The 26,295-nt window shown below is 53.2% G+C and carries 23 protein-coding genes; 10 read left to right on the top strand and 13 right to left on the bottom strand.

The features are described from left to right. The first annotated feature begins 8 nt into the window (after positions 1 to 8). Positions 9 to 1,022, top strand: coding sequence for an ABC transporter ATP-binding protein (locus N7E73_RS04425; RefSeq protein ID WP_432737817.1), 1,014 nt, complete (start codon positions 9 to 11; stop codon positions 1,020 to 1,022). A gap of 125 nt (positions 1,023 to 1,147) precedes the next feature. Then, positions 1,148 to 1,873: a tetratricopeptide repeat protein gene (locus N7E73_RS04430; RefSeq protein ID WP_432737818.1), complete on the top strand. Its 726-nt coding sequence runs from the start codon at positions 1,148 to 1,150 to the stop codon at positions 1,871 to 1,873. A gap of 12 nt (positions 1,874 to 1,885) precedes the next feature. On the opposite strand, the gene bioB is transcribed toward N7E73_RS04430, so the two are convergent. The 10 genes from bioB to N7E73_RS04480 all read right to left on the bottom strand — a co-directional run bounded on the left by bioB (position 1,886) and on the right by N7E73_RS04480 (position 16,399). Next, complete coding sequence (gene bioB / locus N7E73_RS04435) at positions 1,886 to 2,869, bottom strand: biotin synthase BioB (RefSeq protein ID WP_432737819.1); 984 nt, start codon at positions 2,867 to 2,869, stop codon at positions 1,886 to 1,888. Positions 2,870 to 2,872: 3 nt separating this feature from the next. Next, positions 2,873 to 4,159 carry an adenosylmethionine--8-amino-7-oxononanoate transaminase gene (gene bioA / locus N7E73_RS04440; RefSeq protein WP_432737820.1) on the bottom strand — a complete coding sequence of 429 codons (1,287 nt, stop codon included), beginning with the start codon at positions 4,157 to 4,159 and terminating at the stop codon, positions 2,873 to 2,875. A 299-nt stretch (positions 4,160 to 4,458) separates the two neighbouring features. Further along, positions 4,459 to 5,172 carry a dethiobiotin synthase gene (gene bioD / locus N7E73_RS04445; RefSeq protein ID WP_432737821.1) on the bottom strand — a complete coding sequence of 238 codons (714 nt, stop codon included), beginning with the start codon at positions 5,170 to 5,172 and terminating at the stop codon, positions 4,459 to 4,461. Next, positions 5,165 to 5,521: a hypothetical protein gene (locus tag N7E73_RS04450; protein ID WP_432737822.1), complete on the bottom strand. Its 357-nt coding sequence runs from the start codon at positions 5,519 to 5,521 to the stop codon at positions 5,165 to 5,167. Before N7E73_RS04450 ends, bioD begins: the two co-directional genes overlap by 8 nt. Further along, positions 5,521 to 7,173 (bottom strand): hydantoinase/oxoprolinase N-terminal domain-containing protein, encoded by a 1,653-nt coding sequence (locus tag N7E73_RS04455; RefSeq protein WP_432737823.1) that lies wholly within the window; start codon positions 7,171 to 7,173, stop codon positions 5,521 to 5,523. The genes N7E73_RS04450 and N7E73_RS04455 overlap by 1 nt, the downstream gene beginning before the upstream one ends. 214 nt (positions 7,174 to 7,387) lie before the next feature. Beyond that, positions 7,388 to 8,200, bottom strand: coding sequence for an AmmeMemoRadiSam system protein B (gene amrB, locus N7E73_RS04460; protein ID WP_432737824.1), 813 nt, complete (start codon positions 8,198 to 8,200; stop codon positions 7,388 to 7,390). Between the two features lie 92 nt (positions 8,201 to 8,292). Beyond that, positions 8,293 to 12,042 carry a tetratricopeptide repeat protein gene (locus tag N7E73_RS04465; RefSeq protein WP_432737825.1) on the bottom strand — a complete coding sequence of 1,250 codons (3,750 nt, stop codon included), beginning with the start codon at positions 12,040 to 12,042 and terminating at the stop codon, positions 8,293 to 8,295. Positions 12,043 to 12,090: 48 nt separating this feature from the next. Next, positions 12,091 to 13,107: a sigma-54 interaction domain-containing protein gene (locus N7E73_RS04470; RefSeq protein WP_432737826.1), complete on the bottom strand. Its 1,017-nt coding sequence runs from the start codon at positions 13,105 to 13,107 to the stop codon at positions 12,091 to 12,093. Positions 13,108 to 13,272: 165 nt separating this feature from the next. Beyond that, positions 13,273 to 14,679, bottom strand: a complete 1,407-nt coding sequence (locus tag N7E73_RS04475) for a sugar porter family MFS transporter (RefSeq protein ID WP_432737827.1) — start codon at positions 14,677 to 14,679, stop codon at positions 13,273 to 13,275. A gap of 313 nt (positions 14,680 to 14,992) precedes the next feature. After that, complete coding sequence (locus N7E73_RS04480; protein WP_432737828.1) at positions 14,993 to 16,399, bottom strand: NAD(P)/FAD-dependent oxidoreductase; 1,407 nt, start codon at positions 16,397 to 16,399, stop codon at positions 14,993 to 14,995. A 245-nt stretch (positions 16,400 to 16,644) separates the two neighbouring features. On the opposite strand from N7E73_RS04480, the gene N7E73_RS04485 reads away from it, so the two are divergent. The 3 genes from N7E73_RS04485 (at position 16,645) to N7E73_RS04495 (ending at position 18,210) form a co-directional block, all read left to right on the top strand. After that, positions 16,645 to 17,076 (top strand): RrF2 family transcriptional regulator, encoded by a 432-nt coding sequence (locus tag N7E73_RS04485; RefSeq protein WP_432737829.1) that lies wholly within the window; start codon positions 16,645 to 16,647, stop codon positions 17,074 to 17,076. Between the two features lie 127 nt (positions 17,077 to 17,203). Further along, positions 17,204 to 17,653, top strand: a complete 450-nt coding sequence (locus N7E73_RS04490) for a DUF1499 domain-containing protein (RefSeq protein ID WP_432738834.1) — start codon at positions 17,204 to 17,206, stop codon at positions 17,651 to 17,653. A gap of 122 nt (positions 17,654 to 17,775) precedes the next feature. Continuing rightward, positions 17,776 to 18,210 carry a rhodanese-like domain-containing protein gene (locus tag N7E73_RS04495; protein WP_432737830.1) on the top strand — a complete coding sequence of 145 codons (435 nt, stop codon included), beginning with the start codon at positions 17,776 to 17,778 and terminating at the stop codon, positions 18,208 to 18,210. Between the two features lie 177 nt (positions 18,211 to 18,387). Here the strand turns inward: N7E73_RS04495 and folE2 are convergent, their stop codons facing one another. From folE2 to N7E73_RS04510, 3 genes are read right to left on the bottom strand one after another with little or no spacing between them, the layout of a single operon-like run. Beyond that, entirely contained in the window at positions 18,388 to 19,158 is a 771-nt protein-coding gene (gene folE2, locus N7E73_RS04500; protein ID WP_432738835.1) for a GTP cyclohydrolase FolE2, read from the bottom strand. 21 nt (positions 19,159 to 19,179) lie between these two features. Then, entirely contained in the window at positions 19,180 to 19,599 is a 420-nt protein-coding gene (nikR, locus tag N7E73_RS04505) for a nickel-responsive transcriptional regulator NikR (protein WP_432737831.1), read from the bottom strand. A gap of 20 nt (positions 19,600 to 19,619) precedes the next feature. Then, a complete protein-coding gene (locus N7E73_RS04510) occupies positions 19,620 to 20,291 on the bottom strand; it encodes a class I SAM-dependent methyltransferase (protein WP_432737832.1) in 672 nt (223 codons plus the stop codon). Positions 20,292 to 20,640: 349 nt separating this feature from the next. Here N7E73_RS04510 and gcvH point away from each other — a divergent pair, with 349 nt between their 5' ends. From gcvH to N7E73_RS04535, 5 genes are all read left to right on the top strand, one after another. Next, positions 20,641 to 21,021, top strand: coding sequence for a glycine cleavage system protein GcvH (gene gcvH / locus N7E73_RS04515; protein ID WP_432737833.1), 381 nt, complete (start codon positions 20,641 to 20,643; stop codon positions 21,019 to 21,021). A 90-nt stretch (positions 21,022 to 21,111) separates the two neighbouring features. Further along, the gene (gcvPA, locus tag N7E73_RS04520) at positions 21,112 to 22,443 is read left to right on the top strand and encodes an aminomethyl-transferring glycine dehydrogenase subunit GcvPA (protein ID WP_432737834.1); all 1,332 of its coding nucleotides are present in this window, start codon (positions 21,112 to 21,114) and stop codon (positions 22,441 to 22,443) included. Position 22,444: 1 nt separating this feature from the next. After that, positions 22,445 to 23,887 carry an aminomethyl-transferring glycine dehydrogenase subunit GcvPB gene (gene gcvPB / locus N7E73_RS04525; protein ID WP_432737835.1) on the top strand — a complete coding sequence of 481 codons (1,443 nt, stop codon included), beginning with the start codon at positions 22,445 to 22,447 and terminating at the stop codon, positions 23,885 to 23,887. Next, positions 23,877 to 25,268 (top strand): dihydrolipoyl dehydrogenase family protein, encoded by a 1,392-nt coding sequence (locus N7E73_RS04530; protein ID WP_432737836.1) that lies wholly within the window; start codon positions 23,877 to 23,879, stop codon positions 25,266 to 25,268. The genes gcvPB and N7E73_RS04530 overlap by 11 nt, the downstream gene beginning before the upstream one ends. Before the next feature lie 101 nt (positions 25,269 to 25,369). Continuing rightward, on the top strand, positions 25,370 to 26,137 hold the full coding sequence (locus N7E73_RS04535) for a substrate-binding periplasmic protein (protein WP_432737837.1): 768 nt from the start codon (positions 25,370 to 25,372) through the stop codon (positions 26,135 to 26,137). Positions 26,138 to 26,295: the final 158 nt, after the last annotated feature.

Here is a 26,295-nt window from a genome sequence, read left to right on the forward strand (position 1 = left end):
GATTAGTCATGCAAACCGATTCCCTTCTTGAAATAAAAAATCTGGTCAAGCATTTCGACATTTCCGGCGGACTGCTCGACCAGCTGCAAATGGAAAACGGACGCATCACGCGCAAGCACACCGTCGTCAAAGCGGTCAACAACGTAAGCTTTGAGATAAGAAAGGGTGAAACCCTGAGCGTGGTAGGCGAATCCGGTTGCGGAAAATCAACCCTTGCAAGAACCGTAATGGGGCTCTACCCGCCCAATTCCGGCGAAATATATTACGCCGGACAGCGCATTGACACGTTATCTGCAACAAAGATGCTGCCCTTCCGCCGCAGGATGCAGATGGTCTTTCAGGACCCCTATGCATCCCTCAACCCGCGTATGACGGTCCGTCAGATCATTGAGGAACCGATATACTTCCACAACAGGGGCATTTCCCGCGGAGATGCCAAGGAAAAGATGCACGCGGTCATGCGCAGCGTTGGTCTGGACCCGGAATGGTCCGGCAACTATCCTCATGAATTCTCCGGCGGACAGCGCCAGCGCATCAGCATTGCACGCGCTCTGGCAGTCGAGCCTGAATTCATTGTTGCAGACGAACCCATTGCCGCGCTGGACGTGTCCATTCAGGCCCAGATCCTGAACCTGCTCATGGATGCACAGGAAGAACTCGGCCTGACTTACCTGTTCATCAGCCATGACCTGTCGGTTGTTGAGCACATCAGTACCCGCGTGGCGGTCATGTACCTCGGCTGCCTCTGCGAGCTGGCACCGGCCAAGGAACTCTTTGCCAACCCGATGCATCCGTACACCACGGCCCTGCTTTCAGCCATTCCCGCACTTGGAGGAGAAAAAAAGAAGCATATCCACCTTTCCGGGGATGTGCCTACCCCCATCAACCTGCCTTCAGGATGCGTATTCAACGGCCGCTGCACGTTCGCCAACGACCGTTGCAGGGAAGAGATACCCATTGCCCGCCATACCGGTACCGATCGAATCTGTGCCTGCCATGCCGTTGAGGAAGGCAGGTTATAATTTTGCACTGACAATCGATTTCTAATCGACAAAGAAAAAAAGCCCGTTTATAAATAACGGGCTTTTTTATATTAATTGCTTTATCAATCTAAAGCTGACGCATTCTGCTGCTGAGGGAGATTACTATGGATACGTTTTACCGAGTTCTTGGAATTTACTCCAAAAACCTTAAGGACCACACCGGGACCGGTACTACCATGCAGCGCAGGGAGACAAAAACATACTATTACGTCCTCAAGTCGTCTTCCGAAGATTACAATGTTCAACCTCTGAACATGCAGAACGTCCCTTCCGGACTTTTCTCCGCCATGAGCAGGGATGAATTCATTTCATCCTTTACTCCAGAAATCGACTATTACATGATACATCCGCTCCCAGAGCTGGAAGTTCTCAAGGAAATGCTCGGTGCCGGTGCCGAAACCCTGTCGGAGACATCCGGACATGCGAAGATTCAAACCCTGATGAAAGCCCTGCTGCTTGAGCCCGGCAACAATCAGATGCAGATTGATACACCTATGGCCTACGCCAAGCTGGTTGATATAGTGGACATCCTCGGCAACCAGAACGAGGAATTCATTGAAGAGCAGCGCCAGGAATTCAATTCGGCAGCCATTACCCTGCGCAAACAGGAACTTTATCAGGAAGCGATCAACTACTACAGCAAGGCCCTGCAGCTCAATGATACCGACCAGAACCTGCATTTCAACATAGCCAGAGCCTACTATGAAATCGGCGAAAACGCTGAAGCCCTGAAACACATAGACCGGGCTCTGGAAATAGACCCGATCCTTGAGTCAGCCATTCTCTTCAAGAAGTACATCCTCAAGAAAAACAAACGTCAGGCTCCATAGCCGCGACAGGAATTACCCTTTAGTCCTGACACTCAGTCCCAAATCCTTGAGCATGGTCAGGTCATTCTCAATGCCCTGACCCGATACGGTCAGGAAATCTCCGACCATCAGACCGTTGCAGCCTGCATGAAAAATGAATGACTGCAGCGACCGGAGCGCGGCGCGCCCTGCCGCCATACGCACTTCCGAATGCGGATTGACCAGCCTGAACATGGCTATGGTCAGCAGAATTTCCAGCGGTTCCAGCGGCTCAACATGCTCCAGCGGAGTTCCGGGAATGGAAACCAGAAAATTAAGGGGAATGGAATCAACTTCCTCGGCAGCAATGGCCATTGCAAGCTCTACCCGCTGCGCATGGCTTTCACCAAGGCCGAGCAGCCCGCCGCAACAGACTTCCAACCCGGCTCGTTTTGCATCACGCACTGTACGGATTCGTTCGGCATAGCTGTGGGTGGTGCAGACTTCCGGGAAATAGCTTTCCGAAGATTCCAGATTGTGATGATAGCGCACCACACCGGATTCCCGCAGCTTTTTCAAGGAATCGAAATCAAGGCAGCCCAGAGAGGCACAATGACAGAAAGACCTGTCGCGCATCCCGTCAACGGCCTCACAGACATGATTGAGGGATTTCCCGGTCAATGCCCGGCCACTGGTTACATAGCTGAAGAACTCAACTGGGGACTGCCCGGCCTTGTCAGCACACTTCCTGATCTCTTCAACAGACATGAGCGGATATGTCGGGGCCGGTGTTCCCTTGAAATGGCTGGACTGGGCACAGAAGCTACAATCTTCGGAGCAGTTACCGCTACGAACATTGGCAATGGAGCAAAGGCTTACCTCGCGGCCGAAACGGCGGGTGGTAACCATGTGGGCGGCATGCAGTATCTCGGCGAGCTCCCCGTGGGAAGCCCCCAGCAGGGAAACAGCCGTGTCTTCGTCAATTGCAGACCCGGAAGTAGCAGCGGCCCAAAGTCTCTGTTTATTGTTTCTGTCCATGGATTATCCCCTGTGCAGCTCGACCACCTCGCAGATAGCCGAAGTAAGCGTTTCAAGCTCAGAATCTGAAATAACATATGGCGGCATAACATACACCAGTTTACCGAACGGCCGCACCCAGACCCCACGTTTTACGAATTCACGCTGGATGAATTCCATATCCACAGGTTGCCTGAGTTCAACAACACCGATGGCCCCTAGGCAGCGTACATCGGCGACAGTTGAAAGGTCTCTGCATGGAGCCAGCCCGGCACAAAGCCTGTCGGTGATATTACCCACACGCTGCTGCCAGTCGCTTTCAAGCAGCAGGTCGATCGACGCATTGGCAACAGCACAGGCCAGGGGATTTCCCATAAATGTGGGGCCGTGCATGAAAACACCCCTATTCGAAGAAATACCTTCGGCAACAGTACGGGTGGCAAGGGTTGCCGCCAGACTCATCATACCGCCGGTAATTGCCTTGCCTACGCACATTATATCCGGGCAGATGCCGGCAATCTCACTGCCGAACATGGCCCCTGCCCGCCCGAAACCGGTTGCGATTTCATCACAGATGAGCAGCACACCGTGCTCGTCACAGGCTTCCCGGACCCGCTTGAGGTATTCCGGCGGATAAAATCTCATCCCTCCGGCTCCCTGAACAACGGGCTCAATGATCACCGCGGCAAGTTCATGGGCATGCCGTTCAATTTTACCTTTGAAATCAGCGAAATCAGCATCGCTGCAACCGCCCTCAAAGCGGCAAGGTGGAGCTTCCGCAAAAATATGCTGAGGCAGAACGGAACTGAACATGGAATGCATGCCGTTAACCGGATCACACACCGACATACAGCCTATTGTATCACCATGATAGCCGTTGCGCACGGTCATCAGACGGTTTTTCTCAGGCCTGCCCAGTGCATACCAGTATTGAATTGCCATCTTGATGGCCACTTCAACGGAAACCGATCCTGAATCGGCAATAAAAACATGCTGAAGCGGGTCAGGGGTGATCTCCACAAGCTTCCGGGCCAATTCAATGGCCGGGGCGTGGGTAAGTCCACCGAACATAACATGCGGCATTTCCTGCGCCTGCTCACGCAGGGCATTCAACAGTACCGGATGGTTATACCCGTGAATGGCACACCACCACGAAGCCATGCCGTCGATAAGCTCACGATCGTCCTCAAGGACAATCCTGACGCCCGTGGTGCGTTTTACAGGGTAAACCGTCAGCGGCTGGACTGCCGAGGTGTACGGATGCCAGATATGCTCGCGGTCAAACCGCAGCATGGATTCTGTAACGGACATTGATATGACTCCTGTGTAGGAAAAGCCTTCGGCGCCCCTCCGGGAGCTTAAACCCTTTTGCATAAGGGTTTAAGAATCCCAATACCTTTCGACAAGGCTTCGCCGTGACACATGACAAATTGTCATTGGGCATAGCCACTGAATAAATCTGTTAGCTATTTGATTAATTGAGTAAAATATAGTGCAGAGTGCTTTTTGATGCAATCTGATGGTTAAACTAACAGGGATTCCAAAGGGTCGCGGACTTTGACCGCCGGAGGCGAAATCAGACCGTCAAAAGCGCGCAGCGCATCAAAATATTAGTCCAGCTCAAGCCCGGCAAGGGATTTATCCAGTTCGGCCCAGCAATTCTCGTCTTTGTAGTCCCAGCCGCTGATATGCGGGATGGAGGCCAGCACCCTGATACCGGAAAAATGTTCAATGGAACGGATGTTGTCTTCGGCCATCCCGAATTCCGCTGGTTCCGGCCCGCCGGGGGCGGTCATGATTATCCCGGAAATTTCCAGCCCGGCATCAAGAAGTGCCATGACAGAAAGCAGTGTCTCATTGATGGTTCCAAGCTTGTTCTCAGAAACAAGGATCACCGGATAATCAAGTTCACGCATCAGGTCCAGCATGGTTGCATCCCCGTTCAGGGGAACCATTATGCCGCCCGCACCTTCAACCAGCAGCAGCCCCTCGGACTCAAGGACCCGGACTTTTTCCGCCACGGCCTCCACTTCAAGCTCGACTCCGTCCAGCTTAGCAGCCAGATGCGGTGAGCACGGGGGCTCAAAGATGTACGGACACTGGATTTCCGGATTCCACTCTGCACCGGCCGCGGCGTAAACTTCGCCGTCAGGAGAGTCCAGCTTTCCCTGCGCATTCCTGATACCACCTGACTGCACCGGCTTGACCGGAAGGACATTCTGCCCGGACTGTTTCAGAAAACGGGCAAGAGCTGCGGTAACCACAGTCTTGCCCACATCTGTTCCTGTTCCGGTGATGAAAAAACCGCCGGACACGCTATGCATCCTTTTCTGCTGCCAGAACCTCCAACGGGTCCCGGTCACATGTCTCGGCAAAGAAAAATTCCTTGTCGTAGGGTCCGAAATGCCTTTCGTTGCCCACCAGTTCAAAAAATTCGAGGCGTGAATAACGTTTGCACCGCTCGCTGCTTACCATGTACTTGGTGTAGTAGTTGAACTTGTCTGTGGAATGGGTGGATAAAGTCAGATCAATGACCCTGTCTCCGAACTCGCACCAGGCATGGCTGACCCACTGTCCGTCCTTGAATATCCAGCCGTGCACTACTTCGGTTTCCGCATTCTCGCTGGCTCCTTCGAGGCAGTATTCCCAGGCGGTAGGTTTGCGGTCAAACATTATTCATTCTCCTTGTTCATGCTGTCCAGAGCCATTCTTACGGCTCCAAGCGCGTTACCAACTTCATGGTGTTCCGGGAATACGGCTTCGGTGTGCAGCCTGCGGGCCACTTCAGGCAGAAGTTTCCCTGCAGCGGCGCCGATGCCGACAATGGGAAGATTCAGGGAAGGTTCAAAGCTCACCAGCGGACTTGAGGAGCGTCCGGCAATGATTCCGGCCATGTTACCGCCGATTTCCTTGCGTATGATGTGTTCCAGCATGGCATTTTCAATCTTAAGGCGGGTCTCTTCCAGAACCATGTGAGCAAAACCTTCGGCATCAAGACCGAACTCGGCTCCGAGAACACCGGCGGCAGCCACGGACACGGACGGATCACCGATTGCAAGTTCTCCAAGCACGTGCAGGGCATCTGTGGGGGTAAAACCTACCTCTTCAACAATCTGTTCGCGCACCAGACCGGCAATGATTCCGGTAAGACGGATTTCACCGGCTCCGACACCTTCCATCACACGGCTGAAAGTTGCCGGACCGTTTTCCTTGAGAAAGACAATTGCTGGGTCTTCGGAACCGGCTGCAGAGGGTCCCGGCTTGATGAGGTGGGAGTCATGCCCACGGCCGATCCAGTCTGCAGGAGCAGGGATTTCACCGGCCATACACAGAGGGACGACACGGCCAGGCCCGACTTCTAATTTACCGGAACGGTTTATACGCGAAAAACTGTCCCCGCCGATACCTACGGTAAACATCTCCACCGCTTCGACGTGGGTTTCCCAATCACCAATGATACTGCCGCTTTCCTGAATTGTGGGACGGGAATCACGGATCAGGGTCACATCAGTCGTGGTTCCGCCCACGTCAACGATCAGGGCGTCCTTTGCCGGAGAATAGAGACTGCCGTAGTAGGCAGTGGAAGCAGGACCGCTGGCAAAGGTATCCGCTGCGCGCTGGACAGCTTCCTCCATGCTCATGGGAGTTGCGTTACCGCGTACAACCACGACCACTTTACCAAGCCCGCGCTCATCAAGAGCCTTGCCAACCCCGGCCAGAAAATCCTTCATCACAGGCATCAGCCTGGCATTGAGAACCGTGGTTGCAGCCCTTTCACGCTGTCCGGCCCGGGTGCTGACTGCATGGGAACAGAACACCGGTTTTGGGTCGGTTAGTGATATGGCTTTTGCAGCAATAAGTTCATGAGCCGGATTCTTGATGCTCATGGCACCGCAGACTGCATAAGAGTCCACATGCCCGCGCATGTCGTTAATGCCGTCCACCAGAGATTCGATGTCCAACGGATCGTCTTCCGCTCCGGTGATCTTATGTCCGCCCTGAATAAAGCGCATTGTAACGACAGGCAACTTCAACGCCTTTACATCGCCGATCATGAACAGGCCGACACGAGAACCTTTACCTTCCACCACGGCATTGGTTGCCAGGGTGGTTGAAACGGAAACAAGGTTCACATCTTCAGGACCGACGCCGCTTTCGCTTATGGCCTTGTCAAGGGAAGCCGCCAGCCCGAGGCTCAGATCGTGATGGGTCGTGGGGGATTTTGCAGTGGCAATCACGCTCAAATCAGCGCAGTTCAGAATAACTGTATCAGTATAGGTACCACCGGTATCAATACCGATGGCATAACCGCTGGAAAAGCTCATAGCGCATATATCCTTCACCCTTGACGGGTATAATCTTTTAATTTCGCTCCGGCTTTTGCCGAACCGATCAGTACAGATAATGCCGCTTCGCCTGATTGGCAAGACTTAGGGGGTGGCTTTTATTTCTTACATCTTACAGCGGTTTAGAGAACGGATATTTCATCAACGGGTATTCCCGGGCGCTAAGCCGGGACATTTCCAGACTGCTTGCAGACTAGCTGACAATCACCCCGGCATAGGCAACGACGCTTTCATAGTCGCCTGTCACCTGCCCGGAATTGGTATACTCCACCAGCTTTCCTGACCCGGCCCCCAATTTTTTGGCCGCGAACATGGCCATGGTCATGGGCAGAACTCCGCACATGCTGATCTGATTGGAAGCAACTATAGAATAGAAATCCTGCGGGTCCATACGGATTACGGCCTCAAGAGCCATTGAATCCATTCGCTTGGCCTTGGAAGCGGACACAAAATGGCTCATGTCAGAGCTTACCACTATGGAAATCGGCTTATCAGACGCGGCAATAATCTCGGCAAGAACTTCGCCAGCCTTGCGGAGAGCAGCGGGAGATGATTCGGAAACACAGACCGGAACTATTCTGGTGGAGGGGTTATGGTAATGCAGAAACGGGACTATGACCTCAAGCGAATGTTCCCGGGAGTGGGCGGCCTGATTATCCACAAACCCGGCCCCGCTGTTGATGAGTGCTGCAGCCAGATCATGGTCAACATCCAGCTTTCCTCCGGGGAATTCCCATGAGCCTGACGGCCAGACAGACATAGGTGCGCCCAGCCCGGTATGGTTGGGCCCCATCAGAATTACAGTCGGAGCCAGATTGGACCGGGCAATGGTCTTGCCGCAAGGAAGTCCTGAAAACATGTAGCCTGCATGTGGAAGCATGACCAGACGGTCATACGGCATGGCTGATTTATCCGGCAGTACACCGACATACTGCTGCAGTTCAGTCTTAAGCTGCCGGGGATCATCCGTATAGAATCTTCCGGCTACAACGGGTTTCCTGTTCATGCTTACCTGCCTGTTGGTTGCCTGCGGCAACGTGTTCAGCGTCCTGCTACTGCCCTGCCCGGATTCCTGCCACCGGGAAAAACATGTGCATTTTATTGAAATGACGGAGCGGGCTTGAATCTGGAAGCATCCTGCTCAATCTTGTAGGTTTCAAGTGCGGAGGTTGCCAGTCGTCCGTAAAGGTCGTCCGGGCTCTTCTTGGCCACTTCCTCCATAAGCTTCTTCCATTCGGCAGTGGCCCCGGCCTTTTCATAAAGCTGGGCCAGCCTGAACCTTGATGATGCCCACTCCGGATCGGAAATGGGAATGTACTTGTCATATTCCGCCGCCCACTTGAGAGCTTCACGGTACCTGCCCGAACTTTCAGCCGCGTATATGGTCATCAGGATGCAATCCTTGATCTTTTCCCGGTCACCACTTGTTTCAAGAAGCATGGAAAGGGCCTCCTGAGCATAGACAAATACTTTCTTCAGCTCTTTCTTCTTCATGGAGGACTTGGCCATGTAGTACATTGCATAAGCCCTTGAAGACTCCGGCAGGAGAAGGTTTGAGGCCAACCCGGCCCAAAGCGGGGTGCTGCGCTCCGTCTCACCGAGGTTTTCGTAGGCCATGGCCTGAGCGTATTCTATATGAACTTTCTGTCTGGGATCAAGCTTCCATTTATTAGTTGCCAGATCAACAAGTTCGGTGACCTTGCTCCAGGCCTGCTCGTCCACATAAATTCCCAGAGCCATATCAAGGGCCATCTCGGAATACTTGGGAACCTGAGTATCCTGAAGATAACGGTCAATGAGCTCAAGGGCCTTATGTGGCTGCTCTTTTTTCCAGAAGCTCAGCGCAACACCCATGCGGGTGTCATCGTTTATGTCCTTGCCGTCGTTATTCTTACTGGCATAGTCGTTCCAGTAGCTGATGACCCGTCCGTAGTTCTCGTCCTTGACCAGTTCTGGGACAGCCTTGTCAAAGACCCGGGTACCAAGCTGTCCGGCCTTTTCACGCAGTCCGCTGCGCGGATACTTGTCCAGAAGATCCTGTACCGCGCCGAGGCATTCCCCGTACTTCTTGTTCCAGTAGTACCACATTCCCAGTTTCAGCAAAGCAAGCGGGGCAAGCGGACTGTCCGGATGCTTCTCAATAATACGGGTATAAATCTTCTGAGGCCTGAGGTTGTAGGGACGGTCAAAGACCTTATCCATTTCGGACATGCTGGGATCGTCATAAATCCCCTCTTCCGCAAGACGCATCATGGAAACAAGTCCGCCTTCCTTGTCCGGGAAATCCTTGGCCGCCTTTTCGTAAATTTCCTTTGCAGCGTTCCTGTCCCCCTCCTTCAGATAAATATCGCCGACACGGGCCAGAACAATGTCGGCCTCCTTGGCTTCAGGGGAAAGGTTGTAGTAGGCCCAGTAGTTACCCTTGGCATCGTCAAGCTTGCCGAGCCGGTTCTGGGTGTTGGCTGCCATAAGCAGGAAGCCCAGATCTTCAATGTAGAAACGGGGCCAGCGTTTATCGATATAGTCGATAATCTGATAGGCCTGTTCATTGTACCCGAGTTTATCAAGAGCCTTGGCAAGACCGATGGCAGCATCACGAACAACCTTGCTGTCCGGGTACATCTGAACAAGATACTGGAACTGGTCGGCAGCCTTCTCGTACTCTTCCGTTCCCAGATAATATTCACCCCAGTAATAGCTGATGTACGGAACATTCGGGTCGTTGGGGTACTGCGATTTGAGCAGATTGAAATAGGCTTTGGCCTCGGGCATGTTGCCCACTTTCAGGTTGATGAGCCCAAGATTGAGCAGTGCCATGGGAACATTAGGTGCCTTGGTATCGGCGTTCATGGCTTCCATCCAGGCACTGGCGACTTCGCCGAAATTGTCCGCAAGGTCATCCTTATGAAATTCGGTCAATGCCTCGGCCTTTCCGTACAAGGCACGCAAACGCATTTCAGTAGGAATATTCGGCATCAGCGAGACTTCCTTGAACCCGTTCACTGCGGCTTCAATTTCCCCCTCGTCTAGGGCTCCTTCCGCAGCAAGGAGCACGCCTTTGGCTACCTTGAGTTTATCCTCCAGTGATGGCTGACCTTCGCCTCCTTCCCCGCCCTCGGCAGCGGCTTCAGCTTCGGCTTTCTGCATCTCGGTAAGCTGCCCGGCAGACTCAACGGGATAAGCATCGGCTCCATCCGGTTGAACTGCGTCGCCGGTCTCAGCTACGCCCTCGGAACCTGCTGCGGCTTCACCCTGTGGAGCACCTGCCTCAAGCGGCGGATACTGGTCAGCCTCAAAGCTGTCCCCCTCCGGCAACGAAGGTGGAGCAACGGCTCCTGATGCAGCAGCTCCACTCTCTTCAGGAGGTGAAATCCTGCCCGAAGCCTGTCCGCTTTCAGGAGCAACAACCTGCCTGACAACAGCGCCTTCAACGGGTTCAACTCTGCCGGCTGCCTGCGAAGCAGGAGCTTCAACGGGAGCAGCAACCTTACCGGCAGCTGCCGGAACAGGCACAGCTTCCTCAACAGCAGCCCCAGCGGAGTCAACGGGAGGGGCAGTCTTCTGCTCGGCAATCTCCACGGTTTCAGGAAGGAATACACCTTCGTGATCCGGCGGAGGAGGCGCGGCAACACGCCCGAAAGCACTGCCGTCAGCAGTCTGAGGCGGAGTTACGGTACCCGGAGGAAGATCGGAAACGGTTCTGACAACAGGAACCTGCCCGCTCGGCTCAACACCGGTTTCTTTACGGGAAACAGTCTGAGCCGGAACAGGCTGCTCCACAACATCGGCAACCTCGCCAGTTACGACTTCTGCATCCTGTCCACCGGACGAGACGGCCTGATCAGAAGTCTCCTCTGTGGCCGCTCCGGGAGTCATTGTTTCCGGTAGTACATCTTCTGAAAATTCTTCTGTATCTGCTGCAGGAGGTTCTATCTTCCCGGAAACCTGACCGGCAGCCTGCCCGCCGACACTTCCTCCGGCTTGTGGGCCATCAACCTGGACAACAGCGCCTGATGCCTGTGGAGCGGGAACAACCGTTCCGGACGCACCGCCAGCCCTTGCAGGGGGAGTTGAGGTGTCCACGGCCTTGGCATCAAAGGGGCCGACCTGAGCCACAGGAGCGCGATAGGTGTAAGGAACGGAATAAAAAGGACGTCTATTGGAAGGTAAAGGGGCCTGTTCGACCGGTTTCTCGATCCGGTCTGCCGCTGCAAGCTCTTCTTTGAGAACAGGGGACACCTCGTCCGCGGGAAGGTCGACTTCCGCTATAACCGGCGGTGCAGGAGTTTTCTTGGGCTCGGCAGCCACCTTGGGTGCTGGAGCTGTTTTTTTAGGTGCAGGAGCAGATTTCTTTGCTGCGGCTTTGGCGGCAACAGCTTTTTTACGCGCTGCTTCCTTTGCTTCTGCCGCCTTTTCCTGCGGAGAGCGCCACTTGGAGCCTATGGGATCACGGAAAAACTGGATGAGCATTTCCCCGTTTCCAGCCGGGATACGAATATACCCGAAACCGTTCATACGGGTTCCAATGGTGACGGAACTTGGACCCATCTTGATGGAATTGACTATGCGCAACCCTCCCAGTTGGGTCGGGGTAGGCTGCTTTTCGCCTCTGAGCGCATTATCGGGAAAGGAAACCGTAACCTGATTTCGCCCGGTACGGCGTACTGAACCTGAAAGATTCTTCTGGTCAAAGACAAGACGAATGGTATCCATGTCCGCCTTGGTATCAATATAATACTCCATGGCGTGACCAGGATGAGGACAGGCGAACCAGAAAGCGGCCGCCAGAAAGAGGACCCGGAAAACCCCGGTAAGTCGGCTGATTGTCACAACCAGGTATCTTTGCAATATTCCTGCCTGCCCTGCATAACCACCACAGAAAAATTTATTAATAACCTATACTTCCAGTTTCCTTTTCTTGATTTTCTCAATTAGGGTGGTCCGCTTGACCCCCAGAAGTTCAGCAGCCTTGTTCTTGACCCCGGCGGATTTTTCAAGAGCTTCCATCAACAGGCGATCCTCGATCTGTTCAAGGAAATCCTTGAGCCCGTCGGATGAATGCTCCTGCATGTCGTCCAGAGTAGGCCAGTAGAATCCGGCCGGCTGCACCAGCTCAACAACCTTTTTCCTGGGCTCCCTGCCGACGTCCTTCCATATTTTTTCTGGAAGATCATCCGGGACTATTTCGGCTGCGTCACAGAGTATGCACATGCGCTCCATGAAATTTTCAAGCTCACGGACATTGCCCGGCCAGGAGTAGGATACCAGCATATCAGCTGCATCGTCCCTGATTTTCAGTGGTTCTATACACTTATCATCACAGAAACGATTCAAAAAATGCTTTGCCAGAAGCAGCACATCCCCTCCGCGTTCACGCAGGGGCGGCAGGTGCATGGGAATAACATTCAGACGGTAAAAAAGGTCTTCACGGAAACGTCCCGCTGCGACTTCCACTTCAAGATCACGGTTAGTGGCAGCGACGATGCGCACGTCGACCTTCTTGATGGAAGTACCGCCGACGCGCTCGATCTCCTTTTCCTGCAGAACCCTCAGGATCTTGACCTGCAGGCTGAGATCCATCTCCCCGATTTCGTCCAGAAAGATAGTCCCGCCGTCGGCAAGCTCAAAACGTCCGGGACGGGAACGGACTGCATGGGTAAATGCTCCCTTTTCGTGTCCGAAGAGCTCGGACTCCAGCAACTCCTTGGGAATTGCCCCGCAGTTGACCGGAACGAAGGGCTTCTCCCTGCGTTTGCTGTTGCGATGCAAGGCACGCACCAGCAGTTCCTTACCCGTGCCGGATTCCCCGGTGACCAACACGGTGCTGTCTGTGGGTGCAACCTTTGCGAGTATCGCAAAGACCTCCTTCAGTACAGGACTGTTTCCAATTATTCCACCAAGATTAAGAGCCATCCGGCCTCCAGTTATTCTCCGGGGAGCGTTAGCGCACGCTGTTCCACCTGATCTAAGAGCCGAGTATCATCTACTAATACCAAACCCTACCCATTCACTGTCAATGAAATGACGCAAAGTCAATACACAAGTGTTTTTTTTCCTGTAAAATATCAAAAAACAGGGCTACATATCCTCAAGCTCCCGCCCCCTGGTTTCCTGAACAAGGAACAGGACAAAGAAAAATGAGACCGCTGCAAAAAAGGCGTAGATGCTATAAGTGACCCCAAGACCTATCCAGCTGACCAGTGTCGGAAATGAGGCTGAGACCATAAAATTAGCCACCCACTGTGCTCCGGCACCAAGCGACAGGGCCGCAGCACGGATACGGTTGTTGAACATCTCGCCGAGCAGCACCCAGACCACGGGTCCCCATGAGAATCCAAAACAGAAAACGTACAGGTTTGCGGTAATCAGCGCGTAAGTGGCTGATGCCCCCTGCAACAGAGGACGCCCGGCAGCATCCAGCGGGGCCGTTCCGAACAGGGCGGCAAGAACGCCCAGCGTAACCAGCATACCGGCGGAACCGACAAGCAGCAGCGGCCTGCGCCCGACCCGATCGATGAATGCAATCGCCACCAGCGTGGTGACAATGTTCACAACTCCGGTAATCACTGTAATCCACAGGGAATTTTCCTCGGAAAACCCCACACTGCGCCAGAGCATGCTGCCGTAGTAAAAAATGACATTGATTCCCACAAACTGTTGCAGTACCGAGAGCCCCAGACCGAGCCAGACAACGGGGTGCACACCGCCCTCGCAGCGCAGAACTGCAAATGAAGGAGTACATTCAATCTTGAGGCTGCACTTTATCTCTTCCATCTTCTCCACCGTGCTTTCACCGAGCACCCTTGCGAGGATCGATTCAGCCTCCTTTTCCCGCCTTGACGCGATGAGGTAACGCGGCGACTCCGGGATTACCGTGGCAGCAAAACCGTAAAGCAGGGCCGGTGGGACTTCAGCCCAGAACATCCACCGCCATGTCTCAAATCCCATCCAGAGCACATTGTCGGCAGAACCTCCGGCCAGCCCAACCAGCAGGTAGTTACTGAGCATGGCGACGAATATCCCGGTCACAATGGCAAGCTGCTGCAGTGAACCGAACCGCCCCCTGAGTTCTGCGGGGGATATTTCCGCTATGTAGGCCGGAGTAATGGCACTTGCCAGCCCTATCCCCACGCCGCCAAGGAATCTCCAGAAAATGAAATCCCATACGGAAAAAGGCAGTCCGGCCCCGACTCCGCTGACAGTGAAAAGCACTGCAGCTATCTGCATCGGGCGGATACGTCCGTAGCGGTCCGCAACAAAACCGGACCCGAGAGCCCCGACAGCAGACCCGATCAATGCAAGTGAAACCGACATGCCGATCAACACTGGGCCGACCTTGAAATAATCCCCCAGCGCCACAACTGCACCGTTTATCACGGCAGTATCAAAACCGAAGAGAAATCCGCCGAGAGCTGCGGCTGCAGAAATAAGCAGAACAAAAATGATGCTGGCAGACTGTCTGCCTCCGGAAGAATTCACGCCCATGACCACCTTCTTGATAATTGAGTAGACACACCGAAAGAACAGGGACAGCAACTTGTAATATCCCGTGTTACCACAACTTCAGCACAGGTGTCATTACAACAGCACACCAACCTGCAACTGGCCCCAAAAAAAGGTGTGCTTCAGCTTGAACAGCCAAAGCACACCTTTGATGGATATTTTCAACCTGCTTACAACGTGGATAGTGCAGGAACGCCTTCAAGAAACATGGCAATCATTTGTCCCTTACAACAAACTCTGCCGTTCTCGGCAGACGTGACCCCCATAAAACTTTCCGGCGTGACAGGGTCAAGAACTACTTACGGGATCTACGGGCAATCTCCTTGGCCGGAATAATTCCGGTTGCGGAAGCGGATACAATGTTTCCGGCAACACCGGGACCGTCACCGGCCACGAACAGACCTTCAAGAGCGGTCTCAAGCACATTGGAGGTCTCAACCTGAGTGGAGAAGAACTTGATCTCCGGTGCATAGAGAAGTGTCTCTTCATTGGCTACGCCGGGAACAACCTCATTCAGCTTTTCCAGACCTTCGATGAGGTTGCGTACGATTCGCTCAGGCAGGGCCATGGCGATGTCTCCGCAGGTCACGTTCTTCATGGTCGGCTCTACAAAGCTGTTGCGTACGCGGTTCCAGGTGGAACGGCGTCCGCGCTTCAGGTCGCCGAAGCGCTGCAGGATGGGTTTGCCGCCGCCAATGATGGTTGCGAGCTTACCGATGGACTCACCGTATGCCTGGTTGTCGGTAACGGGTTCTTCAAGCACTACCTTGGAGAGGAAGGCGAAGTTGGTGTTCTCGGACTTCTTGTCCATGTAGGCATGGCCGTTCACGCACACGAAATCCTGATAGTTCTCAAGGGCAACGAATCCACCCTGGTTGGTGCAGAAGGTGCGCACCTGATCATCGTATGTGTTGGTACGGATGAAGAAGGTGGGGTCATAAATAACGCTGCACAGGTCACGCATGATGTCACCGTGGACTTCCACGCGCACACCAACTTCAATACCGCGCTGGGTGATGGCAAGATCGTGTCTCTTGGCAAGGGAACCCATCCACTCGGAACCGACACGGCCCGGAGCGAGGATGACGTTCTTTGCCCGGTATTCACCCTTGGGAGTAATGACACCGGCCAGTTCACCGTCCTCAATGAGGATGTCGTCCACTGCTTCGCCGGTGTGGAAAGTTACACCTTTCTGCTCACAGTATTCCGCCATACCGGCAATGTGGCCGGGCAGGTTGTCGCTGCCCAGGTGTTTCTGCTTGATCAGAAGCAGATCGATGCCGTTCTTGAGGGCATCTTTCCTGATATTTTTAGCCGTTTCCATATCGGTGGGGAAAACTTTCCCGTCCATATTGAAACGGTTGAAGATTACTTCTGTTTCGTCGATAAGGGCCTTGGCCGCGGACACCGACATGAACTGGGTAAGGTCTGTCTTACCAAGTTTGTGGATATAATTGAGCTTTCCGTCGGAAAAAAGACCGGCTCCGCCTACCCCGGAAAGGATGTTGCAGGGCTTGCACTTGATACATTCCTGATCGCCGGTGATCGGACAGTGTCTTTTAAGGGAAGATTTACCCTTTTCAATGACCAGAACGTCAAGGTTGGTGTTTTCGCCGAGATAGTAAGCGGCAAAAAGTCCTGCGGGGCCGCCGCCGACAATAATTACATCATACTCTTTTTTCCCGTTGCTTTTCGGGCTCATAATATTCTCCAGATTGGTCTTTTTATCTGCTTTGTAAAATCCACGCAGACATGCCAATATACGCTTTTAAGCTAAAATCATCAAAAAGGCAAGTTCCTCATGGAAATTATATTCAAACAACAAAACTTCGTTTTTTCAATTACTTAAAACAATACAAGTATACAATCACCCGCACCAAAGCCGCCCCCCCCTTGACCCGGAAGAAATACTTTTCTACTTAGGTAGGAAAATCCAAAGGACGATACATGAGACTTACGACCAGAAGCAGATACGGAACCAGAATGATACTGGACATCGCCATGCATTGCCGGACAGGCCCCGTGCGCATCAGCGACATAGCCATTCGTCAGGGACTTTCCACCAAGTATCTTGAAAAGCTGATCCGGGAACTCAAACGCGCCGGATTCATCAGCAGCAAAAGAGGTCCCGGCGGAGGACACACCCTGGCCAAAGCACCGGAAGACATCTCGGTCGGCGATGTGGTCAGAAGCCTTGAAGGAGAAGCAGGACTCGTCGAATGCCTTGAAGACAACAAGCAATGTCAACGCATTGAGAACTGTCCGACCCGTGAAGTATGGGTCAAGGCAAGCAAGGCCATGTACGCCGCCCTTGACGAGATCAGCATTGCCGATCTTCTCACCGAAGGATCATTCTGCGTTAAAACCAACCCCTTCTAGACTTTCTTTCCAGAAAAACCACACCCCCGTCTGGCTGACCAGTCGGGGGTCTTTTTTTGCAGCATCACAACAATCGGTTTGCATTTAATGCTTGCCGCAAATGCTCAGGAAAAGTTATCCTGTGAACATGATATACAAACTGACCTTAATCATCATTATAGCCGTTATTCTGGGCACATTCGTTTTTTCCCTTACATCCCGCCCGCCATCGAATCTGGGCATGAAGGATGGACGCCTTGCGGCCTGTCCGGGATCTCCCAATTGCGTTTCATCTCAGGCAGCTGACAGCGAGCACGCAATTGCAGCCATCTCCGTTACCGGAAGCAGCGATGATGTGTTGCGTAAACTGGAAAAGACAGTACTAGATATGGGCGGAGAAATTTCAGCCAAGGACGGGCCATACCTGCATGCGGTTTTCAAAAGCAGGGTTTTCCGTTTTCCGGACGATCTGGAGTGCTACTATAACGCCGCTGCCGGACAAATCGAAGTCCGCTCTGCAGCCCGGCTCGGTTATTCAGATTTTTCCGTAAACCGCAAGAGGGTTGAGCATCTTCGTGAACTGATGCAACAGAATTAACCGACCTTTCTGATAGGCTTTTCAAATCAGACGCAGCACAAACGATCAGGATTAAATATTCGACCGTTCACTTCTCCTGAGGATAAACAGGCATGAATATCCACTTACATCAGGAGAGAACTATGACCATTTCCAAATCACTCAAGACAATTTTCATCGCACTGGGACTGCTGCTCATCATTTCAAGCGCAGCCTTTGCCATGAAGGAAGCGTACAACTACATGAGCGCAGAGGCCCTGAACACAGCCGTACAGGACGGTGCAGACGTAGCGATTGTAGACATTCAGGTACCTGCCGACTATAAGGCCCACCACATCAAAGGCGCCATTGAAACCGGAGCCTATCCGGTCAAGACCGCTGACGACAAAGCCAAATTCACTGCAACCCTTGCTAAAGTGAAAGACTCCAAGGAAAATATCGTCATCATCTGCCCCAGAGGCAAAGGCGGAGCCGAAAGAGCAGTCGATTATTTCAAGGAACAGGGCGTTGCTCCTTACAGACTCTTCATCCTGACTGAAGGACAGGGAGGATGGAACTATGGTGTAGAAACCAACTAGCCCGCGCCACTGCTTGATCACAAAAAAGCCCGCCGGATTACTCAGGCGGGCTTTTACATTACTTCCAAACGGTGTCGCCGCTATCGCTCTAACCAATTACGGATAAGCAACAGCGGCTGTCGGCGGAGTCCAGGTGGGGCCTAATCCCCTCTGTCTCCTTACTATATAAATAAGAACTTATTTTGTTTTGGCAATGCTTGCAAAGGCACAATGGTTGTGAATGGATTCAAAACTTTCTACGTCAACCTTGTACCACATGATTTTAGGATGATTTTCCAGGCCCATAGCGGCGTTCCTTACAACGTCTTCTACAAAGGTCGGGTTGGAAAAACTTTTCTCGGTAACGTGTTTTTCATCCTCACGCTTTAGCAGAGAATACACTTCGCAAGAGCCCGACTGCTCCGCGATTTCAACCAGATCCTCAATCCAGACAAATCCCTTTGAACGGGTTCTGATATGCACCACCGCCCGCTGACTGTGGGCACCTTCGTCACTGATCGCCTTGGAGCACGGACAGACGGTCATAACCGGAACCTTTACGCCCAGCGTAAATTCAAGCTGGTCATCCACCAGTTCCCCTTCCACAGTACATTCGTAACTCATGATACCGGCACGGCCGCTGACCGGGGATTTCTTTTTGAGACAATAGGGAAAACTCAGCTCGGCATGGGCGCTGCGGGCTTCCAGCCTGCGCTTGATGTCACTGAGCAGATTGTAAAAGCTCCTGTAATCAAGTTCTTCCGACCAGTCCTCCAGAGCCTCGACAAACCGGCTCATGTGAGTTCCCTTAAAATGGGCAGGCAGGTCGACAGACAATGCAACCTTGGCCATTGTGCTCTGGCTTCCGGATTCCCGGTCCCTTACCACAAGTGGCAAAGTTAGATCCCGCACACCGACACGGTCAATTGACATGGCAACCTTGGCAGGACTGTTCTGTACGTCTTCCATCATTCTTCCTGAGATATAAATTTATACAAGCGACTCGCCGGTAGTGGTAAGCCCGAGTTTCCCGTGTTTAACGCCCTTGGTGGAAATGAGCCTGTGAGCCAGTTCCTTGATGGCCTTGCCGTCTCCCTTGAGAACCATGACTTCGAGACAGTTGCTGTGGTCAAGATGCACGTGCAGAGTTGACATGATCAGGTCATGGCTGTCGTGCTGCAGCTCGGTCAAACGCTGAGAGAGACCGCTGTGATGGTGGTCATAAACCAGAGAAAGGGTTCCGGCCATCTCTCCGTCAGCCTCATCCCACTCCTTTTCCACCAGCATGTTTCTGATCAGATCGCGAATAGCCTCGGAACGGGTCTGGTAACTTTTTTCATCACACAGCTTATCGAATTTTTCCAAGAGGTCGGAATCAAGTGATACCCCGAAACGTATAGTTTTACCCATTCTATTTCCCTCCGTATGGATTACATATTTGGACCGGGAACAACTTCCCGGATATTCACGGTCATTTCCGTATGGCAGCAGGCAGCTTTTTCAGTCAGGGGCAGGGAGGTTTTCCAGCCCAGGGATTCAAGGCGGTCCCAGACCGGCCCTGAGACCTCGCGGACCGGCTCTCCCATCCAGATTTTACCACCGGGCTTCAGCATCTGGCGGAAAAGCTTTTCCAGCGGATCAAAAAAACGTTTTTCATAAAGGATGTCGCCGCCCCAGATATAGTCGAACGACTGTCCGGCAAGGGCAGGAAACCGCCAGTCCATCTGCAGCCACAGCGGCTGGGAAGCGGCGTTGATGACGGCATTGTCCCGAGCGAAAATCAGCGGTTCATACTCATAGTCGAAAGCCACGACATCCGCCCCGAGTGACTGTCCGATTATGGCGGTCAGTCCCAGTCCGCATCCGAGATCAAGGCAGCGTTTACCCTTGATGATTTCGGCATTCCGAAACAGCCATTCTCCCAGCAGCACACTGGCCGGCCAGAGTTCGGCCCAGTAAGGAAGGCGTTCATCCTCCCCGAATTCATCTTCACCGATGGAATCCCAGAGAGTTTCAAGATCTGCGGTACGCTCAATCTTCCAGATCCGCCCGGCAGTTTTGACCTCGATCGTTTCCCGCTCGGCGGCAATACAGTCTATCAAAGCTGAATCCCAAACATAACTATTTATAATTTTGAAAGAAACGCAGAAAATGACAATGACGGAGGTCTTCCGACCTGAAACTGCATTACTGACAGCGGCGACCAACGCCACTATTGAGTATGCTTTTTTTCGCCAAAACACAACCTTCAGTAACACGATCAAATCCATTACAACTAAACAGAATAATTCCTTTTTCCCTTATACGCCAAATTCATATGGAAATTTTGTGAATTTTGACCTTATTCTAGACTTTTATTTCTTAAGCAGGAATGCTATCAGTTGAAAGTTCATTGAACGCATACAAGTCTGGAAACACAACAATCAGTTCTATTTTATAGAAGGAGGCCCCATGATCCCTCAGGAACTTCTTTACGCTAAATCCCACGAATGGCTGAAGGTTGAAGGCGATACCGGCACCATCGGCATCACCCACTTCGCACAGGAACAGCTCGGCGACCTCACTTTCGTCGAACTTCCCCAGGAAGGCGACACCTTCAGTGCAGGCGACGAATTCGGTTCCATTGAATCCGTTAAAGCAGCAAGTGAAGTATATGCTCCCGTAGACTGCGAAGTCATCGCGGTAAACGAAGCTCTTGAAGATGCTCCAGAAAAAGTCAACGAAGACCCTTACGGTGCCGGCTGGATGATCAAAGTCAAGATCACCGGTTCCACCGACGGACTCCTTGATGCAGCAGCCTACGAAAAGGTGACCGAAGAAGAAGCCCATTAATCCGGAGCCATTCTTTAGAGGCATATTTACAACAGAATCCCCGCCGACCATCCACGTCTGCGGGGATTTAATTTTTTACCGGAGGACAACATGCCCTACGTTCCTCATTCCCCGGAAGAAATCCGGGAAATGCTTGATGTTATCGGCGTAAGCTCCGTGGAAGACCTGTTTGCCGACATCCCGGCAGAACTGCGCCCACGGAGTTTCAACCTGCCCAAAGGCCAGAGTGAAATGGCTGTTCTGGAAAAGCTGGAAAAGCTCGCCGCCAGAAACACCACCGACCTGACCAGTTTCCTCGGAGCAGGCTTCTACGACCATTTCATTCCCACTGCAGTTGACGCCCTGTCGTCCCGCAGTGAGTTCTACACCGCCTACACTCCCTATCAGCCCGAATCCTCACAGGGAACCCTGCAGGCCATCTTCGAATACCAGACAGCCATGGCAAGACTGATGGATCTGGATTTCGCTAACGCATCTGTCTACGATGGCGGCTCCGCCCTTTACGAGGCCACCCTCATGGCCGTGCGCAAGACCAGACGCAAAAAAATCATCATCAGTGAAGCACTGAACCCCATCTACCGGGTAATGCTCAACTCCTACACCACCAACCTGAAACTTGAGCTGGTAACCGTTCCCCACGATCACGGCCGCACCAACATCAAGTCCCTCACCGCTGCGATAGATAAGAACACTGCAGCTGTAGTGGTGCAGAACCCCAACTTCTTCGGTTCCGTGAACGACTTCACCGAGCTTTTTGAGACCGTTCACGAACACAAGGCCGTTGCCATCATGTCCACCTACCCGGTTATGCAGGCAGTGCTGAAAACCCCGGGACAGATGGGTGCCGACATTGCCGTTGCAGACGGTCAGTCCATCGGCCAGCCCCTGTCCTTCGGCGGACCCTACCTTGGTATCATGGCCTGCACCAAGGACCTTGTCCGCCAGATGCCCGGACGCATGGCCGGACGCACCGTCGACGAAAACGGCAAGACCGGCTACGTGCTTACCCTGCAGGCCAGAGAGCAGCACATCCGCCGCCAGAAGGCCACTTCGAACATCTGCTCCAACCAGGCCCTGTGCGCCCTGCGCACCCTGATCCACCTCTGCCTGCTGGGAGAGGAAGGACTGCGCCGCACCGCTACCCTTTCCGTTGAACGTGCCCACTATGCCGCCGAAAGGCTCACCGCCATCGAAGGCGTGGAAATGTTCACCAAAGGACCCTACGGCAACGAGTTCGCAGTAACCCTGCCGGTAAACGCCTTTGAAATCATCGACAAGCTGACCCAGCGCGGCATCATCCCCGGCTTCCCCATCGGAAGATACTACGAGGGCCTTGAAAACGTGCTGCTGGTGGCCTGCACCGAAAAGACCACTGAAGAACAGATCGGAATTTTCGCCGAAATTCTGCGGGGGGCAATCTAATATGAAAACAGTATTCCAGAAATCCGTTCCGGGCCGCGAAGGCTGCTGGCCTGAAGAACCCAAGAAAAAAATCGAGGACCTCATTCCTGCGGACCTTCTTCGCGACAACGCAGGTATGCCCTCCCTTTCCGAGCTGGACGTGGTTCGCCACTTCACCCAGCTTTCCCAGAAAAACTTCGGTGTGGATTCCAACTTCTATCCCCTTGGTTCCTGCACCATGAAATACAACCCCAAGTTCACCGAAAAGGTGGCTGCCCTGCCCGGATTCGCCAAGCTGCATCCGGTCATATCCCAGCTCAAGGGAGCAGGTCGCCACTGCCAGGGTGCTCTTGAGGTTATCTACGAAACCGAAAGCCTGCTCAGCGAACTGACCGGTATGGCCGCGTTCACCATGCACCCCATGGCCGGTGCCCACGGCGAGCTGACCGGTGTCATGCTCATGGCCGCCTACCATGCGGACAAAGGCAATAAAAAGACCAAGATCATCTGCCCCGACTCCGCCCACGGAACCAACCCCGCATCCGCAGCCATTGCCGGATACGATGTTGTTGCCGTGGAATCCACCGACGGCATCATCACCCCCGAGGCACTGGCAGCAGTACTCGACGATGACGTTGCGGGCGTAATGATGACCTGCCCCAACACTCTGGGCCTCTTTGAAACCCACCTGCCCGAACTCGTGAAAATGATCCACGAGAAGGACGCCCTGCTCTACTACGACGGCGCGAACATGAACGCCATCATGGGCAAGATGCGTGTTGGTGATGCAGGTTTCGACATCGTGCACCTCAACCTGCACAAGACCCTGGCCACCCCGCACGGCGGAGGAGGCCCCGGTTCCGGTCCTGTCGGCGTCAGCGAACGCATTGTTCCCTTCCTGCCCGTTTCCCGGGTCAAGAAACTGGAAGACGGACAGTTCTATCTGTCCTACGACGAACCCAAGTCCATCGGTTACGTAGCGCCTTTCTACGGCAACTTCGGCGTATACCTTAAAGCTTACGCCTACATGCTGCGCCTCGGACGTGAAGGCCTGATCCGTGCAACCGAAGGAGCTGTCCTCGGTGCCAACTACATGCGCAAGCGCCTCGAAAACCACTTCGAGATCCCGCACAACCGCATCTGCATGCACGAATTTGTTGCTTCCGCAGTCAAACAGGCTGCCAACGGAGTTCGCGCCCTTGATGTTGCCAAGGCCCTGCTGGATAAAGGTCACCATGCTCCGACCATCTACTTCCCGCTCATCGTCAAGGAGTGCCTGATGATCGAGCCCACCGAGACCGAGAGCAAGGAAACCCTCGACCGCTTCATCGACGACCTCATTGAGATCGCAGAAATGGCCGATAGCAATCCGGAACTGCTCCACGCCGCCCCGGAGAAAATGTCCGTGAAGCGCCTTGATGAAACCAAAGCCGCCCGTGACATGGTGATCACCGATGACCTCTAGCGATTTCCCTTCAGAAACCCGTTCCTACGACCTTGTGGTCGTAGGAGCCGGGCCCGGAGGCTTTGACGCAGCCATTGAAGCTGCAGAAGAAGGCATAAAAGTGGCGCTGGTAGAAAAGGACCTGCTTGGCGGAACCTGCCTGAACGTAGGCTGCATTCCCACCAAGCTGTACCTTGGTGCAACCTCCCCGGTTGAGGAACTTGAAGCACAGTCCAAGGCCAAGGTGGCCAGGGGCGAGATCGAAATAGATTTCAACGCCCTGTGCACCAAAAAGGACCGCTTCATCGCCGCCACCCGTAAGGCCATGGCCCAGAAAGCCAAAAAACTCGGCATCGACATCTATCCGGCAACGGCCAGAATAATCGAGCCGGGCAAAGTGGAAGTCACCCATCCCGAGGAAAAGGCTGTTCTGGAATATAAGAACCTTGTTCTTGCAACAGGCTCCTACCCCACGGTCTTCCCCGGACTGGAACCGGACAATGAAACCGTCCTCGACAACACCGGATTTCTGTCCCTGACTGAAATGCCCGAGTCCCTGCTGGTAATCGGCGCTGGATTCATCGGCCTTGAAATGGCCCAGATCGCCCACCGCACCGGGACAAAAATCACCGTGGTGGACGCCCTTGACCGCATCGCCGTATACGAAGACCCGGAGGTTTCCAAGACCCTGCAGGGCGTTTTCAAAAGGTTGAAATGGGATATCCGCCTTGGGGTCAAGGTCAAATCCGTCACCGCGGAAAACGGCAAGGCCGTCATGCGCACCGAAGACGGAGATGAACTTATCGCAGACAAGGCCCTCATCGCCATTGGACGCCGTCCCTGCTCAAAGGACATCGGACTCGAAGCTGTCGGCGCGGAAACAGCCGGCCCCGGATTCGTCAAGGTCAACGAGAACCTTGAAGCTGCCGAAAACGTCTATGCCGTCGGCGACCTCAACGGCAAAATCCTGCTGGCCCACGCAGCCAGCCATCAGGCCGGATACGTTGTCCGCCGCATAGCAGGAAAGGCTGACGGACCATACGAGCACGGCCCGATTCCCTCCATCCTTTACGGTTCACCGGAAACAATGCGTGTAGGACTCATGCCCGCAGACCTTGAAGGGAAAGGCGAAGTGAAGGTTTCATCATTTCCGCTGGTGGCAAACCCCATTGCGCAGGCCTACGCTGCCACGCAGGGGTTCGTTAAAGTGGTCTGGCTGGACGGAAAGGTGGCCGGTATCACCGCTGTGGGACACCACGTTTCAGGCTTCACAACCGCAGCTGCCATGATCGTTCAGGAAGCGTGGACCGTTGACGACATCCACAAGGTTGTCTTTCCCCACCCGTCTCTGGACGAGGCCCTGCTGGGTGCTCTCAAGGCAGAAAAACAGTCTCCGAAATAGCATAACTTTCAGGCTGTTGCTTAAATAGATTACATGCTATCATGAACTCCCCGGCCTATGGTTCGGGGAGTTCTCTAATTCTGGATGAAAGGCAAACTGAAATGAAAGGACTGCTGACCATAATATTTTTGTGTCTATCCCTGCTGTTATCAGCAGGCGGAACTTCTGTTGCCGCAGATGGGCAGGCAGTACGGTTTGCCACAGAAGAACTCCCGCCGTTCAACTATATTCAGGACGGTAAAATCTCGGGTCCGGCAGTGGCCCTTGTTGATAGTGTCTGCAAAAAACTTGGTCAGGAGTGTTCAATTGGACTTTATCCGTGGAGACGGGCTGAGGCCATGACCAGATCAGGGCAGGTTCAGGGGCTGTTTTCAGTAGGCTGGAACAAACCGCGGGAAGAATGGCTTTACTTCTCAACTCCGGTTTTCAGTACGGAATACGGTTTCTTCGAATGTCAGGAAAATCCGATGGTTTTTTCTCCTATTGAGAAACTGAAAGGAAAAACCATCGGCGTGTACGGACCGTCGAACCTGTCCTACACACTGGATCAGATAAACAAACAGCTTGGGGGCAGTTTGAAAATTGAACTTTTCACTGAGAACCCCGCCCTGTTCAAGAAACTTTCCCGTTGCAGGCTCGACGCGGTTTTCTGCACTAAAGATGTCGGACTGAGCACAATAGATCAGATGAACCTGAAGAACATCCGCTATGCCCAGATGCAGAAAAAAGTTTTTTACCATGTCGGGTTTTCACGCAAAGGCACAACGGAAGAATTTTATCGCAAATTCAACAAAGTCATTCTTGAAATGAAAAAGAATGGCGAACTGGACCGGATAGCCAGAAAATATGGTGTAACTCCGGCTCATTAATCCAACTCATTTTCTTTTATCCAGCTGATCATCACGTAAGAATAGTGTAAAACATACTCCGGAAGTATTTATCCGCATGTTCAACGCCGAAATCCTAAAGATGAAAAAATCAGGCGAATTAAAGAAGATCCTTGGCCGTTACAACATGCGGGAAGCTC

Source organism: Maridesulfovibrio sp. FT414 (assembly GCF_050916235.1).
In the GTDB taxonomy this organism is placed as follows: domain Bacteria; phylum Desulfobacterota; class Desulfovibrionia; order Desulfovibrionales; family Desulfovibrionaceae; genus Maridesulfovibrio.